This window comes from Streptomyces montanus (assembly GCF_005786655.1).
GTDB lineage: Bacteria > Actinomycetota > Actinomycetes > Streptomycetales > Streptomycetaceae > Streptomyces > Streptomyces sporangiiformans.
Window position 1 is genome coordinate 24891 of sequence record NZ_VBZC01000053.1, and the last position, 17903, is coordinate 42793.

11 protein-coding genes and 3 tRNA genes are annotated in these 17903 nt (G+C 69.9%); 7 read left to right on the forward strand and 7 right to left on the reverse strand.

Going from position 1 to position 17903, the window contains the following annotated elements:
- Window positions 1-70 precede the first annotated feature (70 nt).
- The 3 genes from hrpA to FE633_RS35390 all read right to left on the reverse strand — a co-directional run bounded on the left by hrpA (window position 71) and on the right by FE633_RS35390 (window position 4316).
- On the reverse strand, window positions 71-4036 hold the full coding sequence (gene hrpA, locus FE633_RS35380; protein WP_138049265.1) for an ATP-dependent RNA helicase HrpA: 3966 nt from the start codon (window positions 4034-4036) through the stop codon (window positions 71-73).
- Between the two features lie 107 nt (window positions 4037-4143).
- Window positions 4144-4217, reverse strand: a tRNA-Phe gene (locus FE633_RS35385).
- Between the two features lie 24 nt (window positions 4218-4241).
- Window positions 4242-4316: transfer RNA gene (locus FE633_RS35390), tRNA-Asp, on the reverse strand.
- A gap of 330 nt (window positions 4317-4646) precedes the next feature.
- Here FE633_RS35390 and FE633_RS35395 point away from each other — a divergent pair.
- Window positions 4647-5015, forward strand: a complete 369-nt coding sequence (locus tag FE633_RS35395; protein WP_138049266.1) for a hypothetical protein — start codon at window positions 4647-4649, stop codon at window positions 5013-5015.
- A 50-nt stretch (window positions 5016-5065) separates the two neighbouring features.
- Here the strand turns inward: FE633_RS35395 and FE633_RS35400 are convergent, their stop codons facing one another.
- From FE633_RS35400 to FE633_RS35415, 4 genes are all read right to left on the reverse strand, one after another.
- Complete coding sequence (locus FE633_RS35400) at window positions 5066-6187, reverse strand: tetratricopeptide repeat protein (protein ID WP_246113978.1); 1122 nt, start codon at window positions 6185-6187, stop codon at window positions 5066-5068.
- Window positions 6184-7539 carry an ATP-binding protein gene (locus tag FE633_RS35405; RefSeq protein ID WP_138049268.1) on the reverse strand — a complete coding sequence of 452 codons (1356 nt, stop codon included), beginning with the start codon at window positions 7537-7539 and terminating at the stop codon, window positions 6184-6186. Before FE633_RS35405 ends, FE633_RS35400 begins: the two co-directional genes overlap by 4 nt.
- A gap of 105 nt (window positions 7540-7644) precedes the next feature.
- A tRNA-Glu gene (locus FE633_RS35410) sits at window positions 7645-7717 on the reverse strand.
- 80 nt (window positions 7718-7797) lie between these two features.
- Window positions 7798-9423 carry a metallophosphoesterase family protein gene (locus tag FE633_RS35415; RefSeq protein WP_171060249.1) on the reverse strand — a complete coding sequence of 542 codons (1626 nt, stop codon included), beginning with the start codon at window positions 9421-9423 and terminating at the stop codon, window positions 7798-7800.
- Window positions 9424-9528: 105 nt separating this feature from the next.
- Here FE633_RS35415 and FE633_RS35420 point away from each other — a divergent pair, with 105 nt between their 5' ends.
- The 6 genes from FE633_RS35420 to FE633_RS35445 all read left to right on the forward strand — a co-directional run bounded on the left by FE633_RS35420 (window position 9529) and on the right by FE633_RS35445 (window position 17871).
- Window positions 9529-9879: a metallopeptidase family protein gene (locus FE633_RS35420; protein ID WP_212747320.1), complete on the forward strand. Its 351-nt coding sequence runs from the start codon at window positions 9529-9531 to the stop codon at window positions 9877-9879.
- A gap of 133 nt (window positions 9880-10012) precedes the next feature.
- Window positions 10013-10516: a hypothetical protein gene (locus FE633_RS35425; protein WP_342791240.1), complete on the forward strand. Its 504-nt coding sequence runs from the start codon at window positions 10013-10015 to the stop codon at window positions 10514-10516.
- Between the two features lie 305 nt (window positions 10517-10821).
- A complete protein-coding gene (locus FE633_RS35430) occupies window positions 10822-11004 on the forward strand; it encodes a hypothetical protein (RefSeq protein WP_138049270.1) in 183 nt (60 codons plus the stop codon).
- A 208-nt stretch (window positions 11005-11212) separates the two neighbouring features.
- Window positions 11213-13504 (forward strand): DEAD/DEAH box helicase, encoded by a 2292-nt coding sequence (locus FE633_RS35435; protein ID WP_138049271.1) that lies wholly within the window; start codon window positions 11213-11215, stop codon window positions 13502-13504.
- Window positions 13505-13723: 219 nt separating this feature from the next.
- Window positions 13724-16159 carry a FlgD immunoglobulin-like domain containing protein gene (locus FE633_RS35440; protein WP_138049272.1) on the forward strand — a complete coding sequence of 812 codons (2436 nt, stop codon included), beginning with the start codon at window positions 13724-13726 and terminating at the stop codon, window positions 16157-16159.
- Between the two features lie 152 nt (window positions 16160-16311).
- Entirely contained in the window at window positions 16312-17871 is a 1560-nt protein-coding gene (locus FE633_RS35445) for an amino acid permease (protein WP_138049273.1), read from the forward strand.
- Window positions 17872-17903 lie beyond the last annotated feature (32 nt).

Consider the following 17903-nt stretch of genomic DNA (forward strand, 5'->3'; position numbering starts at 1 on the left):
TTGCGCTGCGAGAAGAGACTCTACAGGAGGGTGAGCCCCGGGGTCGAACTCACCCAACGTGCAGGAGTCGTTACGGGACAGCCGCGTCGATCGCCTTCACGATGCGCTTGTCGGAGACCGGGTAAGCCGTGCCCAGCGCATGGGCGAAATAGCTGACCCGCAGTTCCTCGATCATCCAGCGGATGTCCAGCACCTGCTGCGGGACGGGCCGCCCCGCCGGCATCTGCTCCAGCAGCCAGGCGTACTCGTCCCGCATCTCCTGGACCTTCTCCATCCGGGTCGTGTCCCGTTGGACGTTCGTCGGCATCTGCTGGAGCCGGCGGTCCGCGGCCACCAGATAGCGCATCAGGTCCGGCAGGCGGCGCAGGCCCGCCTCCGTGACGAAGCCGGGCTTCACGAGGGCGTCCAGCTGCGCACGTACGTCCGTGAGGTTCGCGAGCAGCGCCGGGCTCCGTACGCCCTTCAGACGGCGTTCACAGGACTGCCAGGCGGCCAGCACCTGCTGCACCTGGCCGACCGTACGGACCGTCGTGTCCACGATCTCCGCGCGCACCTTCTCGTACAGCTTCCGGTACGACTCCTCGTCCCAGGCCGGCCCGCCGAAGTCCGCGATCAGCTTGTCGGCGGCAGCCATCGCGCAGTCGTCGAACAGCGCCTGGATGGAGCCGTGCGGGTTCGCCGACAGGGCGAGCTTCTGCGGGTTCGTCAGCTTCTCGGACGCGAACTTGGCCGGGTTCACCGGGATGTTGCGCAGAATCAGCCGGCGCGTGCCCTTCCACATCGCCTGCTGCTGCTCGGCCTCGGTGTCGAAGAGGCGTACGGAGACGGTGTCGCCGTCGTCCACGAGCGCCGGATAGGCCTTCACCGGCTGACCCGCCCGCCGAGTCTCGAAGACGCGCGTCAGCGAGCCGATCGACCAGTCCGCCAGGCCCGCACGCTCCAGGGACTCCCCGCCCCGCCGCTCCGCCGTCGCCGCGGCGGCCTGGGAGATGGCCTGGCGCGCCTTCGGCTTCAGCCGGAGCCTCAGCGCCTCCAGGTCCTTGTCCTCGGCCAGCTTCCGCCGCCGCTCGTCGACGATCCGGAAAGTGATCTTCAGATGGTCGGGGACCTTCGACCAGTCGAAGTCGTCGGCCGTCAGCGGCACGCCGACCATGCGCTTGAGCTCGCGCGCCATGGCCACCGTCAACGGCTCCTGCTGTGCCATGGGGAGTCCGGAGCCCGATGGTGCCGCCCGCTCCATGAACGCCTGCGCGTAGTTCGGCGCGGGCACGTAATGGCGCCGGATCGGCTTCGGGAGCGAGCGGATCAGCTCCGTGACGACATCCTCCCGGAGCCCCGGGATCTGCCAGTCGAAGCCCTCGTCCGTGACCTGGTTGAGCACCTGAAGCGGCACATGGACGGTCACACCGTCCGCGTCCGCACCTGGCTCGAACTGATAGGTCACACGGAACTTGAGCCGCCCCTGACGCCACGAGTCCGGGTAGTCGTCCTTGGTGACGGCACCCGCCTTCTCATTGATGAGCATCGACCGCTCGAAGTCGAGCAGCTCGGGCTCCTCGCGCCGCTTGTGCTTCCACCAGGAGTCGAAGTGGGCGCCCGACACGACATGTTCCGGCACCCGCTGGTCGTAGAAGTCGAACAGCGTCTCGTCGTCCACGAGGATGTCGCGGCGCCGCGCCCGGTGCTCCAACTCCTCGACCTCGGTGAGGAGTCTGCGGTTGTCGGCGAAGAACTTGTGGTGCGTGCGCCAGTCGCCCTCGACGAGGGCGTTGCGAATGAAAAGCTCGCGGGACGTCTCCGGGTCGATCCGCCCGTAGTTGACCTTGCGCTGGGCGATGATCGGTACGCCGTACAGCGTGACCTTCTCGTACGCCATCACCGCGGCCTGGTCCTTTTCCCAGTGCGGTTCGCTGTACGTGCGCTTGAGCAGATGCCCGGCCAGGGGCTCGACCCACTCGGGCTCGATCTTCGCGTTGACGCGCGCCCAGAGGCGGGACGTCTCGACGAGCTCGGCGGACATCACGAAGCGCGGGGGCTTCTTGAAGAGGGCGGAGCCAGGGAAGATCGCGAACTTGGCGTTCCGGGCGCCCAGATACTCGTTCCTCGTGCCCTCCTTCACGTCCTTCATGCCGACATGGGACAGAAGGCCGGCCAGGAGGGAGACATGGACCTGCTGGTCGGCGGCGTCGTCCTCATTCAGATGGATGCCCATCTGCTTGGCCACGGTGCGCAGCTGGGAGTAGATGTCCTGCCACTCGCGGATCCGCAGATAGTTCAGGTACTCCTGCTTGCACATACGGCGGAAGGAGGACGAACCCCGCTCCTTCTGCTGCTCGCGGATGTACCGCCAGAGGTTGAGGAACGCGAGGAAATCGCTCGTCTCGTCCTTGAAGCGGGCGTGCTGCTGGTCCGCCTGCGTCTGCTTGTCCGCCGGACGTTCACGAGGGTCCTGGATGGAGAGCGCGGCCGCGATCACCATGACCTCGCGTACACAGCCGTTCTTGTCGGCCTCCAGGACCATGCGGGCCAGCCGCGGGTCGACGGGCAACTGGGCCAGTCGGCGCCCCGTCTGCGTGAGCCGCTTCCGCGCGTCCTTCTGCGCCGGGTCCAGCGCGCCCAGTTCCTGCAGAAGCTGGACGCCGTCACGGATGTTGCGGTGGTCCGGCGGATCGATGAACGGGAACTTCTCGATGTCCCCGAGCCCGGCGGCGGTCATCTGAAGGATGACGGAGGCCAGGTTCGTACGGAGAATCTCGGCGTCGGTGAACTCGGGCCGGGCGTCGAAGTCGTCTTCGCTGTAGAGACGGATGCAGATGCCGTCGCTGGTCCGCCCGCAGCGGCCCTTGCGCTGGTTGGCGCTGGCCTGGGAGATCGCCTCGATGGGGAGGCGCTGAACCTTCGTACGGTGGCTGTATCTGGAGATGCGGGCCGTGCCCGGATCGATGACGTACTTGATGCCCGGGACGGTCAGGGACGTCTCGGCGACATTCGTGGCCAGCACGATCCTGCGACCTGTGTGGGGCTGGAAGACACGGTGCTGCTCGGCGTGCGACAGGCGGGCGTACAGGGGGAGGACTTCGGTGAAGCGGTAGTTCTTCTTCGTCAGCGCGTCCGCGGTGTCGCGGATCTCCCGCTCTCCGGAGAGGAAGACGAGGACATCGCCCTTGCCTTCCCTCTGAAGCTCCTCCACCGCGTCCGTGATCGCGGTGATCTGGTCGCGGTCGGCGTCGTCACCGTCCTCTTCGAGGAGCGGGCGATAACGGACCTCGACGGGATACGTACGGCCGCTGACCTCCACGATCGGAGCGTCGCCGAAGTGGCGGGAGAACCGCTCCGGATCGATGGTGGCCGAGGTGATGACGACCTTCAGATCCGGCCGCTTGGGGAGCAGCTGAGCGAGATAACCGAGCAGGAAGTCGATGTTCAGGGACCGCTCGTGGGCCTCGTCGATGATGATCGTGTCGTACGCGCGCAGTTCGCGGTCCGTCTGGATCTCGGCGAGCAGGATGCCGTCGGTCATGAGCTTCACAAACGTGTCCGCGCCCACCTGGTCGGTGAACCGGACCTTCCAGCCGACGGCCTCGCCGAGCGGGGTACTCATCTCCTCGGCGACACGCTCGGCGACCGTACGAGCGGCGATGCGCCGGGGCTGGGTGTGCCCGATCATGCCCCGGACCCCGCGCCCCAGCTCAAGACAGATCTTGGGAATCTGCGTCGTCTTCCCGGACCCGGTCTCACCCGCGACGATCACGACCTGGTGATCACGGATGGCGTCCGCGATCACGTCCTTCTTCTGGCTGACGGGCAGTTGCTCGGGATACGTGACAGCCGGCACGCGTGCGCGCCGCTCGGCCATCCGCGCCTCGGCCTTCTCCACCTCGGCCGTGATCTCGGCCAGCACGGCGTCCCGGGCCTCGGGCTTACGGATCCGGCGCGCACCCTCAAGCCTGCGACCGAGCCGCTGCGCATCGCGCAAGGACAACTCGGACAGGCGGGAGGCAAGAGGGCCGAAGGCGGGGGCAGGATGCGTAGACATACGGGGTCCAGGATCTCACCTCACGAAAAGAGGTGGCGAATGGATTTGCCGCACCATCGAGGTACCCGAACAAGAAGGCCCCGATCTGAAGATCGAGGCCTTGAGTGTGGCTGGGGCCGGGATCGAACCGGCGACCTATCGCTTTTCAGGCGATCGCTCGTACCAACTGAGCTACCCAGCCGTGAGGTTTCACGTGAAACCTCAGCGGTCCTGACGGGATTTGAACCCGCGGCCTCCACCTTGACAGGGTGGCGAGCACTCCAAACTGCTCCACAGGACCAAGCTGTCGCGTGCGAACAGTGTCGCACACGGGATTGCGTGCCCCCAACGGGATTCTTGCGGCTCTGGTGCGAACTCCAAGATCGTCCCGCTGTGAACTGACGCTCACCGCGACGGTTGAATCGCCTCGCTGTCCTCGCCGGTCTGGTGATTCTCAGTGACCGGGTGGACACGCTGTGGCGGCCCGTCGTCGCTGGATCAGCGTATCAGAACTCGGGCCTCGCCCCGCACGCGTGACCTGCGGACCCCGGTGGTGCTTTTCTGGGAGTGGGGCGGTTTCGCAGGCGCTTTCCCGCGGTACCGCAGAGCGGTCACGAGAGGAGCGATCCCGATGAGCAGTGAGCGACCGCACCCGGAATCCGTCTCGGTGGAACTCAGCGAATGCAGCAAGGAAGACGCTCGGATCGTGTTCGACGCCCTGTGTGCGTGCTTCGCGTCCGACCGGTGCGCCGACGATGTGCCGCAGGAGGTCTCCGAGACGCGCCCGACGGTGTGGCTCGGCACCTTCGATGTCGCCGACGCCCATGAGGGGGCCCGCTCGGCCCGGCTCGCGGCGTCCGTCACGGCCGACGTGCAGGGCGGCTACTGGGCAGTCGACCGGTTCCGTACCACTCTGGATTCCTTGTTCTCCGTGCACGAGGTCTGTGCGGCCTCCGGGGACCAGGAGGCCGATCTGCATGTACGCCTGGAGACCCGGTGAAGGGGGTGATACCTCCCCGCCCCACCCCGTCTCCGGGTTGACCTGCCCGCTCAGCCTCGCTTCTTCCGGTCGAACCAGATCGTGGCCGCGATGGGCAACAGTCCGGCCCAGAAAAGCACTTGGGGCACCGTGCGCTCCGTCCACGGCACCTGGGTGATGAGCAGCGTGCAGAGCATGGCCCAGGCGGCCTGGGCCAGCACGACGCGGGGCCACGTGCCGTTGCGGATGACGGAGCGGATGTTGATCCGTACGCCCGCGCGCAGGCGGCGGTATCGCAGCAGGGCGCCCGCGGCCCAGATCACGGTCATGGGCACGAGGGTCCACAGGCGGTTGCCGAGCGGCACGGGCAACTCCCGCTGGACCTCGCCCTCGACGGCGAAGAGGTCGATCCCGGTGCCGGCCAGCGCCAGACAGAGCAGGGCGAGCCATCGGACACCGCGCAGCAGGCGGTAAGAGGCGTCGTCGAGACCGCGCCGCATGGACGCCGACTCCGGGGCGGAGGCGAGCGCGTCCGCGTACAGGGTGGCCGCCTCTGCCGCCTTGACCCCCGGGGTGCTCGCCGCTTTCTCGGTCTGTCGGGCCAGGGCCTGCTGGTGATGGGGGTCGAGCTGGAGAATGGCGTGGTCCAGCTGGTCCGCGACCGTCTTGTTGCCCGCCATGTCGGCGATCAGCCAGGCGACCTCGTGCGCGTAGACCTCCTCGGGGCCCAGGCGCAGTGCTTCCATGGCCAGGTCGCCGGCTTCCTCGAGGAAGCGCTCCAGCGTGCGTCGGTCGAGCGTGCCGCCGTTCGCCTGGCCCTGGCGTACCGCGTTGGCGCGCCATACGAGATCGGCGAGCAGCGCGTACCCGTACCAGTACTCCGGAGCGAGGCGCACCACTTCCCGCAGTGTGCTTTCGGCCTCGTCCAGCCGGCCGCCGACGCGGCGCAGTGCCTGCGAGCGCATGACGAGTGCGCCCAGGTCCTCCGGGTCGAGTTTGACCGCCTCGTCGCTCGCGTCGAGCGCCTTCTCCGGCTGCTGTGCGTCGAGCCGGCAGCGAGCGAGCTTGACCCAGGCGCGTATGTCGTCGGGGTCTTCCGTGAGCCGTTCGCCCAGCAGGGTTTCGGCGTCGTCGTACCGCTTGAGCTCGATGAGTGCGTCGGCCCGTTCGACGGCCGGATGCAGGGTGCTCACAGTTTCCGCTTCTTCTTGAGGTAGGCCACCAGGTCGTCGTACATGCCGCCTTCGTTCGCGAACATGGCCACGTTGCGGGCCGAGGCGAACCATGGCTCGGTGGACGGGGCGATGTCCTTCGCGGCGGCCAGCAGGTCCTTCGTGCCGATCATGCGTACGGTGCCGGTGCGTGCGGAGTCGAGCAGTGCCCGCTCGGCCGCGGCCTCGCACAGGTGGGCCAGGTCGGCGCCGGAGAGGCCGTCGGTGGCTTTGGCCAACTTGCTCAAGTCGACGTTCTCGATGGGACGTTCGCGCAGGTGGTAGCGGAGGATCGCCTCGCGGGCGGCGGTGTCGGGCGGCAGGACGAGGAGGGTGCGGTCCAGGCGGCCGGGCCGGCGCAGGGCGATGTCCACGTCCCAGGGGACGTTGGTGGCGGCGAGTACGAAGACGCCTTCGTTGGCTTCGGCGTCGATGCCGTCGAGTTCGGTGAGCAGTTGGTTGACGGTGTTGCGCATGCCGCTGTGTGCGGTGCGGCTGCGTTTGGCGCCGAGCGCGTCGAGTTCGTCGAGGAAGACCACGCACGGTGCCTGGCGCCGGGCGGTCTGGAAGAGCTCGTGCATGTTCCGCTCGGAGTTGCCCATCCACATGTCGAGGACGTCGTTGACCGACACGGACAGGAAGCTCGCCCCGAGTTCGCCGGCGATGGCGCGGGCGATGAAGGTCTTGCCGCAGCCGGGCGGTCCGTACAGCAGGAGACCGCCGCGCAGGCTCTTGCCGTAGAGCCGGCGCAGTTCGGGGTTGCGCATGGGGGCGAGGAAGGCGGCCTCCAGGCGGTCCTTGACGTCCTGCATGCCGCCGACGTCGGCGAGGCGCACGGTGCCGGGCGCGTCCACGTCCCAGGCGGAGGTGTCGCCGGGGTCGTCCTGGCCGTCGGCGGCGAGGGGCGCCTCGACGAACCGCGGCGGTACGACGTCGCCGACCTGCTCCTCAGCGGCTCGCCAGTCGAATCCCTCGCGGCCTGCGGTTGCCTCCCGGCCTGCGGGCGCATTCCGGTCCGCGGGTGTCCCGTGCCCGGTGGGTGCCTCCCGCCCTACGGGTGCCTCTCGCCCTGTGGGCGCGCCCGGCCTCGCGGGCACCTGGTCCTGCTCGGGCTGCGGGCCCGTCGGCGGCATGCCCATGGCGCGCGCCATGAGTCCCCGGGCCTGTGCGTCGCTCGGCGCGTGCTGCAGAGCCACGGCCACTTCGGCGACCGCCGCTTCGGGCTGTCCGCCGTTCAGGAGGAGTTCCGCCAAGTGCAGCCGCAGGGGTACGTCCGTGGGGGCTGCCGCAACTGCCGTTCGCAGGCTCTGAATCAACGGGGAGTCTTCCGGCATGGCCTACACCCTACGTACATGACAAGCAGAGCCGTCGGCCATTCCCGAAACGCGAAAAGGACCTCACGAAGAGGTCCTCACCTGCGACAACGCAAGACGATCAAGTGCCCCCAACGGGATTCGAACCCGTGCTACCGCCTTGAAAGGGCGGCGTCCTAGGCCGCTAGACGATGAGGGCTATCGGCCCGCCTGGGCGCTTCGCAGCGCGTCGGGGACGTGAGAAGCATATGGGATGGCGGGAGGTAACGCCAAAACGGTTTACGGGGAGGGCGAGGGGCTCCTGGGTGTGGTGGGCGAGGGAGTGCCGGGAGTGGGGGACGAAGGGGAGCCGGGAGTGGAGGGTGAAGGGGTGCCGGGCGTGAGGGACGCGCCGGGCTGGTTCTCCCTCGGGAGATGGCGGCTGACCTCGGCCGTTGTCAGGCCCAGGCCGCCCAGTTTGATCTCGTCCCAGGCCTGGAGGCGACGAGTGTCGCGGTCCAGGTAGAGGATCGACGTCTCGATGGGGTCGGGGTGCTTGCCCTCGACCGCGCGCAGGCCGCTGCCGCCGGTCGAGCCCTCGATGCGCAGGCGCGTGCCGTACTTCATGACCTCCATCTCCGAGTGGTGGAGGTGGCCCGCCAGGGCGAGCGGGACCTCGCCGTCCGTCTCGCGTGCGGCCACGGGGTTGTGCGCGATGGCGATGTCGACGGGGGTGCCCGCCGCCTTCTGGTCGTTGAGGAACGAGGACAGACGTGCGCCCGCCAGTTCCTCCGCGGGGTCGCCGGCCTGCTGGACCGAGCGGTCGGGGGTGTACTGCGGGTCGCCGATGCCCGCGAACCGCAGGCCCGCGACCGAGACGGCCCGCCCTTCGTCCAGTACGTGCACGTTGTCCATGCGTTCGAGGTAGTTCTGCGTGACCTGCGAGTCGTGGTTGCCGCGCACCCACACGTAGGGAGCGCCCAGGTCGGCGGCGGGGTCCAGGAAGCCGTTCTCCGCCGCTGTGCCGTGGTCCATCGTGTCGCCGGAGTCGACGATCGCATCGATCTTGTACTGCTTCACGAGCGAGGCGATGATCTTCCAGCTCGCGGGGTTGAGGTGGATGTCGGAGACGTGCAGGACGCGGATGGTGGAGGGGTCGGGTGCGTACGCGGGGAGTGTGGACGTGACGTCGTACAGCTTCGTCACGTTCGTCACCAGGCGTGCCAACTCCTTCTGGTAGACGTCGAATTCGCTGACGATGCTGCGGGCGTTGCCGACGACCGAAGGGGCGGAGGACAGCAGGCCGGAGAACTTCGGCTCCAGGACCGACTTCGGGTTCCAGGTCGCGAAGGCCGTTGCTCCCGACGCGGCCAGGAGTGTCAGGGCCAGGCCGCCTGCCGCGAGGGCGCGGCGCGGGCGGCGGTAGACCGCGAGGCCGAGGGCGGTCGCCCCGGAGACGACGGCGACGCCGGAGCGTACGGCCAGGTCGAGCGTGCCGTGGCCGACGTCGCGGGTGACCTCGTCCTGGAGGCCGGAGAGTCGTTCGGGGTGGTCGACGAGTGCCTGGGAACGGACGGGGTCGAGCTGGTCCACGTCGACGTCGAGGCGGATCGGCGCGATGTGGCTGCGCAGTTCGAGGGCGCCCAGCGGAGACACGTTGATCTTCGTGCCGCCGGTGAGGGAGGGGCGCAGGGTCATGGTGGTGTCCATGGGGCCGACCGGTGCGCGTACGTTCCCGACGATCAGCAGGCCGAGCCACGCGCCGAACAGGACGACGGTGACGAGGCTCAGTGCGCGGGCGTACGGGTGCGGCTGGTGGACGAGTTCGACCACCGGCTGTGCGCGGCGGGCTCGATAGTGGCGGGCCAGGGCGTGTGGCGCTTTTCGTACGCGGTGCAGGGCGGCGGCGACGGGGACGCGGACCATTGGTCCCGTATGCCCAAGTCCTGGGTCGGGTATGCCCCGCCATCCGGCTCTCGTACGGCTGTCTTGGGGCTCTCGTACGTGACGTCGGTGCCGGACAATGGATTTGTGCTGGAGATGACGCGCGAGGTGTTCGAGGAACTGGTCGCCGAGGCCCTGGACCGGATCCCGCCGGAGCTGACGCGGCTGATGGACAACGTGGCGGTGTTCGTCGAGGACGAACCGCCGAGCGACGATCCTGAGCTGCTCGGGCTGTACGAGGGGACTCCGCTGACGGATCGTGGGGAGTGGTACGCCGGTGTCCTGCCGGACCGGATCACGATCTATCGCGGGCCGACGCTGCGGATGTGCGAGTCGCGGGAGGACGTCGTCGCCGAAACCGAGGTGACGGTGGTGCACGAGATCGCCCACCACTTCGGGATCGACGACGCGCGGCTGCACGCGCTCGGATATGGCTGAGTCTTTTCTGTGAGGCGTGCGCGCTCAGGTCTGTGAGGCGTGCGTGCTCCGGGGCGCGTGTCTTCTTGTGGGCGGCGGGAGTTGGGCAGGGGGACTCCTCGTCCCCGCCTCGGAGGTGGCTGCCGTGCGCGCCATGTACGTACCCGTCCGTCTGGTCGCCGTGGCCCTGGTCGTCGCGGTGAGCGCCGGCTGCATGAGCGTCGGTGACGACGATGCGGACAGCAGGGGCAGGCCGTCGCACTCGGCGGGGCAGCGGGGCGGCGAGGTGCCCGACGGTGGCTCGGCGGTGTCCGGCGGCGGCTCGGGGGGCGGGCCGCACGGTGCCGAGCGGCGTGGGGCGAAGCCGGGCGAGTCCGCGTCCGGGGCGAAGTCGGCGTCGCGCTCGGCCGAGAGGCGCACGTCCGAGTCGCCGTCCAAGTCGGGAAAGAAGAAGCCGAAGCCGGGTGAGCCCTCGCCGACGACGGGTCAGCCGACTCCGACGCGTACGACTCCCGGGCCGGCGCCGACGCAGACGAAGGAGCCGCCCGCGCCGTCGCCGGACCCGACCACCGCCGAGCCGTCGTCCTCGGCGCACCCGGAGCCGACGCCGCAGCTCGCCGAGCGGGAGCCGGCCCCGCATGCCGGACTCGGCGCTTGATGCTCCGGGTGAGGCCGAGCGGGTGCCCCGGCCGCTGCGATCGCCGGAGCGGCGCACGCGCGGGCGTGCCGAGGCCGGGCGTGGGCGTTGCTGGTCGCGGCCGGGCCTTTTGGTCGCCCGGCCTGCTCGCCGTGCCTGCCCGGTGGCCTGCCGGGGGCGGGCGCTCGCCGACCCGGATTCGGTCAGGGGGCCGTCGGGAGCGATGGGTCGGCACGCGACGTGCGTACGTCAGCCGGTGGCTGGGCGCCCCAGCCTGTGCTCGGGGTGCTTGACGGGCAGCCGGAGGGCACGCCAGCGGCGCGCGAATGCTGCCGCAGCACGCCGAGGAGCGCATGCTCGACGGCGTGCCCCCCCCGTACGCTGAACTGGAGCGCGGCGCGCTCGGTCGTACCAGGCGCCGTCGGCAGCGTCGGCACCGTCGTGCCCTGGCCGTCCGCGGCCGAGGCGAGCGGTCTGAACTCGCCCCGGCCGGCGCCTACCTGCTCTGACCTGGGCCTATCGGCTCAGTTTGCCTTGAGGGGTAGGGGGTGCGTATGGTGGTAGATCGTTTGATCCCATTTGCCCGGCGCCAACACAGAGCGCGCCGCGTGGCGCGTTCTCTCCCTTGCCGTGGCTGACCGCATTGAGGCGGTTCGAATTGCGAACACGGAGTTGACGGGCGCGTGCCGACGAGACTCCGGAAGGTTTCGCATTCGCATGTCCATTTCCAGTACTGACCACGTCGTTGTGCCCGAGGACGGGGCCGCAGACAACGACGGGCCGGCCGTCGAGCCCCAGGCTCCCGAGGCCGTCGAGGCTTCGGAGTCCACCGAGGCTCCCGAAGCCCCCGAGGTCACCTTCGGCTCCCTGGGGCTGCCCGAGGGCGTCGTGCGCAAGCTCGCGCAGAACGGCGTGACGGTTCCCTTCCCGATCCAGGCCGCGACCATCCCGGACGCCCTGGCCGGCAAGGACATCCTCGGCCGTGGCCGCACCGGCTCCGGCAAGACCCTCTCCTTCGGCCTGCCGCTGCTCGCGCAGCTCGCCGGCGGCCACACCGAGAAGAAGAAGCCCCGCGGCGTCATCCTCACCCCGACCCGTGAGCTCGCGATGCAGGTCGCGGACGCCCTCCAGCCGTACGGCGATGTGCTCGGCCTGAAGATGAAGGTCGTCTGCGGCGGTACGTCGATGGGCAACCAGATCTACGCCCTCGAGCGCGGCGTCGACATCCTGGTCGCCACGCCCGGCCGGCTCCGCGACGTCATCAACCGTGGCGCCTGCTCCCTTGAGAACGTCCAGGTCGCCGTGATCGACGAGGCCGACCAGATGTCCGACCTGGGCTTCCTGCCCGAGGTCACCGAACTGCTCGACCAGGTCCCGGCCGGCGGCCAGCGCATGCTCTTCTCCGCCACGATGGAGAACGAGATCTCCACGCTGGTCAAGCGCTACCTGAGCAACCCGGTCACGCACGAGGTCGACGCCGCCCAGGGCGCGGTGACGACCATGTCGCACCACATCCTCATCGTGAAGCCCAAGGACAAGGCGCCGGTCACCGCCGCGATCGCCTCCCGCAAGGGCCGCACGATCATCTTCGTCCGTACGCAGCTGGGTGCCGACCGGATCGCCGAGCAGCTGCGTGACGCGGGTGTGAAGGCCGACGCGCTGCACGGCGGTATGACGCAGGGCGCGCGGACGCGGACGCTGGCCGACTTCAAGGACGGGTACGTCAACGCGCTCGTCGCCACGGACGTCGCCGCCCGCGGTATCCACGTCGACGGCATCGACCTGGTCCTGAACGTGGACCCGGCCGGTGACCACAAGGACTACCTGCACCGCTCCGGCCGTACGGCCCGCGCCGGCCGCTCCGGCACGGTCGTGTCGCTGTCGCTGCCGCACCAGCGGCGCCAGATCTTCCGCCTCATGGAGGACGCGGGCGTCGACGCCTCGCGCCACATCATCCAGGGCGGTGCCGCCTTCGACCCGGAGGTCGCGGAGATCACCGGCGCCCGGTCGATGACCGAGGTGCAGGCCGAGTCGGCGGGCAACGCCGCGCAGCAGGCCGAGCGCGAGGTCTCGCATCTCACCAAGCAGCTGGAGCGCGCGCAGCGTCGTGCGACCGAGCTGCGCGAGGAGGCGGACCGGCTGATCGCCCGTGCCGCGCGCGAGCGGGGCGACGACCCGGAGGCCGCGCTGGCCGAGGCCGCCGCCGTCGTGGAGGCCGCGGCGGAGGAGACCGGCGCCCTGGCGTTCGTGCCGGAGCAGCCGGGTGCGCAGGACGCCACCGCGCCGGCGCGCGAGGAGCGTCCGTCCTACGAGCAGTCGCGTCAGCGTCGTGACGACCGCGGCAGCTACGACCGCCGGGAGCGGCGTGACGGCGACCGCGGTGGCCGTTCCTACGAGCGTCGTGACGGCGACCGTGGCGGGTTCCGCCGTGACGACCGCCGTGACGACCGCCGTGACGGCGACCGTGGCGGCTTCCGCCGCGACGACCGTCCCTCGGGCGGCTTCCGTGACCGTCGTGACAACGACCGGGGCGGCTTCAACCGTGACGACCGCCGTGACGGTGACCGTGGCGGCTTCCGCCGTGACGACCGCCGCGATGACGACCGCGGTGGCTTCCGTCGGGACGGCGGCGACCGTGGGGGCCGTTCGTCCGACCGCCGGGACGGCGAGCGCGGTGGCTTCCGTCGCGACGACCGCCGCAACGACCGTCCGTCGGGCGGCTTCCGCCGTGACGACCGTCCGTCGGGCGGGTTCCGCCGTGACGACCGCCGGGACGGCGAGCGTGGCGGCTTCCGCCGCGACGACCGTCCGTCCGGCCACCGGGGCAGCGACCGCCCGTTCAACCGTGACCGGCAGGGCGACCGTCCCTCCGGCGGCTTCCGCTCCGGTGGCCACGACCGTCCGTACGGCCGTCGTGACGACCACCGTGGCGCCGGTTCCGGTACCGGTACCGGAACCGGTTCCTTCGGCCGCCGCGACGACAAGCCGCGCTGGAAGCGCAACGGCTGATATCTGACAGCTCCATCAGGGCCCGGACGACTCGTCGTCCGGGCCCTTTTCGCGTCTCACATGCGCCCGTTTTGGCTGGTCATATGGGATTCGCGTACCCGTTCGAATCGGGTCCGGCCTCTGTGTTACTTTGCGGCGCCTTCCGGAGGACGGTTCCGCGTCGACCCTCGTGTGTCCGTGTCGAACCGCCTCCTCTCCCATGCCTCTTGGAGGTACTCCGTGGCCGGACGCCACAAGCCGAACCGAAGACGATCGCTCGTACGCGGCGGACTCGCCGCCGCCGTGGCCCTCGCGGCAGCCGGCGGAACCCTGCCCTTCCTCCTGTCGAACGCCCATGCCGACACTCCCTCGCTGACGATCCCGGCCCCGGACCGCTTCAAGCCGGTCGCCAACCCCGTGTACGGCGCCGGGCCCGGCGGCGTCGTGGAGCGCACGGAGGTCAAGGACGCGAGCGCGCTCGGCTACTACCGCTGGACCCCGGACGGCGGTACCCCGGTCGACCTGCCCGCCTCGTCCCCGTACGACGACATCAACTCGATCGACGGAGGGGGAGGGAGCCACGTCTCCGTCACCAGCGGGGACGTCGTGGCGATCTACGACCGCCCGACCGGGCTGGTGCTGAAGGACATGAAGTCCGGCACCACCACCAAGTACACGCTCCCCGACGGCCACTTCTACCGCGGCGTTTTCGGCTCGTACGTGCTCACCGCCACCCGGGACGCGGACGGCAACGCGGACGTCCTGCACGTGCTGCGCATGGCCGACGGACAACTCACCGACACCCTCGTCACCGGGCTGAACGGCTGGGTGGCCGAGGACGGCATGACGCTCGGCGGCGACGACCGTTCGGTGGCGATCTGGTACGCGCACCCCGACGGCACGCACGGCGTCGGCCTGCTGGACCTGGCGACGGCCGAGGTCACCCCGGTGCTTCCGGGCGCCACCGGCGAGAACGCCCAGGTCGTGTTCTCCGACGGGTACCTGGCCTGGTACTCGCCCGAGGGCGGCAACACCACGGCCCGCGTACTGCGTCGCGCCACCCCGGAGGCGGCCGACACCAAGGTCGAACTCGGCTCCGGCGGCGAGGGCACCCCGCGCCTCGGGCTCATCGGCGACTGGCTGCTGACCACGCGCCAGTACGAGCAGAGCGAGAACGACTTCCTGGTCCGCCAGGGCGCCCCGCTCACCGCCCTGCCGATCGCCGGCGGCGAGCCCAAGACCCTGCTGGAGCACGCCGGCTGGCGTATGGCGCAGGTCCCGGGCGGCGGCGTGGCCGTCACCGGCGGCGCCTCGGCCCAGGACTGGGCGGTGCGCCGGGTCTCCGTGGGCGACGACGGGGCTCCCGCGCTGCGTACGGTGCGCGAGGTGGCGCCCAAGGAGGGGAACCTTTCGCGGCTGTCTCTCACGGCCGGGCACCTGGTCACGGCCGAGTCCGACACCACGTACCTGCCGGCGCTCTTCCAGCGGCAGATCACCCTCGGCGCCGCGCCGTCGGCGGGCGAGCGGTCGTTGCTCGCGCGGCCGGACGCGCAGACGACCGGTGAGACGGCGCAGCGCCTGTACGACCACCGGCGGCCGGTCGGCACGGGGGACGGCCGCACGGTCGTCGCCTCCACCGACGCGAACGGCGACCAGGTCCTGGTCGTGCTGGCGGCGGACGGCACGAAGACCGTCGTACCGGCCGTGGATCCGCAGACCGGCGAGAAGATGCCGACGGGCAGCGACCACTACTCGGAGGTGCGCTCGGCCTCCGGACGCTATGTGGTGTTCGGGGACAGCGGGCGCGGCCTGGATGACCGGCAGTACGTCGTCGACCTGGACGCGTCCGGCGGGGCGAAGGTGCTCCGGGTCCGCCAGGGCCAGGGCGGGCTCGCGGTCTGGGGCACCAAGCTGTGGATGCCGGGCGACACGGAGGGCACGCTCCAGGCCGTCGACCTCAAGTCCGGCGAGACGACGGCCACGGACCCGATCACCTACAACGGCTGCCTGCCGCAGCAACTGCAGGCCGTCGGGCCCTGGGTGTACTGGGACTGCTATCCCTCGGGGTCGATCAGCGACGGCCACGGCGTCTACAACACACAGACCCAGCAGTGGTCGTACGCCCCGCGCGGCACCCTCGGCGACGGCTATGTGGTGGCGTACGACGGGGACCGCGGCCGGCTCGACCTGACCCCGATCGGGGACGCGACGCGCACCATCGAGGCCTTCACCTTCCAGTACGCGTATCCGATCGTGGAGGCCGACCGCTTTGGCGGCGCGGTCGCGTACGCGAAGGAGAAGAGCGCCGAGATCAAGGTGGTCGACTCGGGTGTGCCCACGTCCCCGGTGGCCGAGATCGAGTCGCGGGTCGACAAGTCCGTGGACCTCAAGTCCGCGACCGACAGCGTGTGGGACGCCGACTGGCAGCTGTCCAAGCCCGTCACCGACGCCCGGGTGACGGTCCGGAACAAGGCCGGGCGCACGGTGTTCACGGGGGCGGCCGAGGAGTACGCCGCCGCTGTCTCGTTCTCGTGGAACGGCCGGACGGGCGACGGCCGGTACGTCATCGACGGCACGTACACCTGGGAGCTCACCGGCACGCCCGCGGACGGCAGCGGCGACGCCCTGAAGGCGACGGGCACGGTCGCGTTCACGGGCGGCCAGGGCACGCGCTGAGGGCGCCGGGCCTCTGACGCCCCTGACGCCACGTGACGCGCCGGGCGCGCACGAAGATCGCCACGGACCGGAGCACACGCAAGGGCGTTTTTTAGCCAAATAGGCTGCCAGTTGGCGCATGTCATGCCCCCAGTGAGGGAATCGCTGGGGGCATGACAACTCCCTCCGCGCGCGACTCCTCGGCCACCGCCTCGGCGCAGGCCGTCTCGGACGAGGAACGGCTGGCCCAGCTGGGCTACACGCAGGTTCTCGCCCGCCGCATGTCGGCGTTCTCCAATTACGCGGTCTCCTTCACGATCATCTCGGTCCTGTCAGGCTGTCTGACGCTGTACCTGTTCGGCATGAACACCGGCGGCCCCGCCGTGATCACCTGGGGCTGGGTCGCGGTCGGTCTGATGACGCTGATCGTCGGGCTCGCGATGGCCGAGATCTGTTCGGCCTATCCGACGTCCGCCGGGTTGTACTTCTGGGCCCATCGACTGGCACCGGCCAGGAGCGCGGCCGCCTGGGCATGGTTCACGGGGTGGTTCAACGTCCTCGGCCAGGTGGCGGTGACGGCGGGCATCGACTTCGGGGCGGCGTCGTTCCTGGGGGCGTATCTGAACCTCGAGTTCGGCTTCGAGGTCACCCCCGGCCGTACGATCCTGCTCTTCGCCGGGATCCTCCTGCTCCACGGACTCCTCAACACCTTCGGCGTACGCATCGTCGGCCTCCTCAACAGCATCAGCGTGTGGTGGCACGTGCTGGGTGTCGCGGTGATCGTGGGCGCGCTGGCCTTCGTACCGGACCGGCACCAGTCGGCGTCGTTCGTGTTCACGGAGTTCGTGAACAACACGGGGTGGGGCAGCGGCCTGTACGTCGTCCTCCTCGGCCTGCTGATGGCGCAGTACACCTTCACCGGGTACGACGCGTCCGCGCACATGACCGAGGAGACGCACGACGCGTCCACGGCTGGCCCGCAGGGCATCGTCCGCTCCATCTGGACGTCGTGGATCGCGGGTTTCGTCCTGCTGCTGGGCTTCACCTTCGCGATCCAGTCGTACGACGGCGCTCTCGGGTCCGCCACCGGGGTGCCACCCGCCCAGATCCTCCTCGACGCGCTGGGCGCGACGGCGGGCAAACTGCTTCTGCTGGTGGTGATCGGCGCCCAGCTGTTCTGCGGCATGGCGTCCGTGACCGCCAACTCCCGCATGATCTATGCTTTTTCGCGCGACGGGGCGTTGCCTTTCTCACACCTGTGGCACACGGTGAGCCCCCGCACGCGCACACCTGTCGCGGCGGTGTGGCTGGCGGCGCTGGGGGCGTTGGTGCTCGGCCTCCCGTACCTGATCAATGTGACCGCGTACGCGGCGGTGACGTCGATCGCCGTGATCGGCCTCTACATCGCGTACGTCATCCCGACGTTGCTCCGCCTCCGCAAGGGCGACTCCTTCGAACGCGGTCCTTGGCATCTGGGGCGCTGGTCGCGCGTCGTAGGGGTGATCTCCGTGGCCTGGGTGGCCGTCATCACGATCCTCTTCATGCTGCCCCAGGTGTCCCCGGTCACCTGGGAGACCTTCAACTACGCCCCCATCGCGGTCCTGGTCGTCCTCGGCTTCGCCGCCGCCTGGTGGCTGGCCTCCGCCCGCCACTGGTTCCTCAACCCGGACCACAAACGCACCCTCGCCCGTCAGGCGGCCCGCACGGGCGCTCCGGATCCGGTCGATCCCTGACGTTCCGCCCGGTTCCGACCGCTCATCGTGGC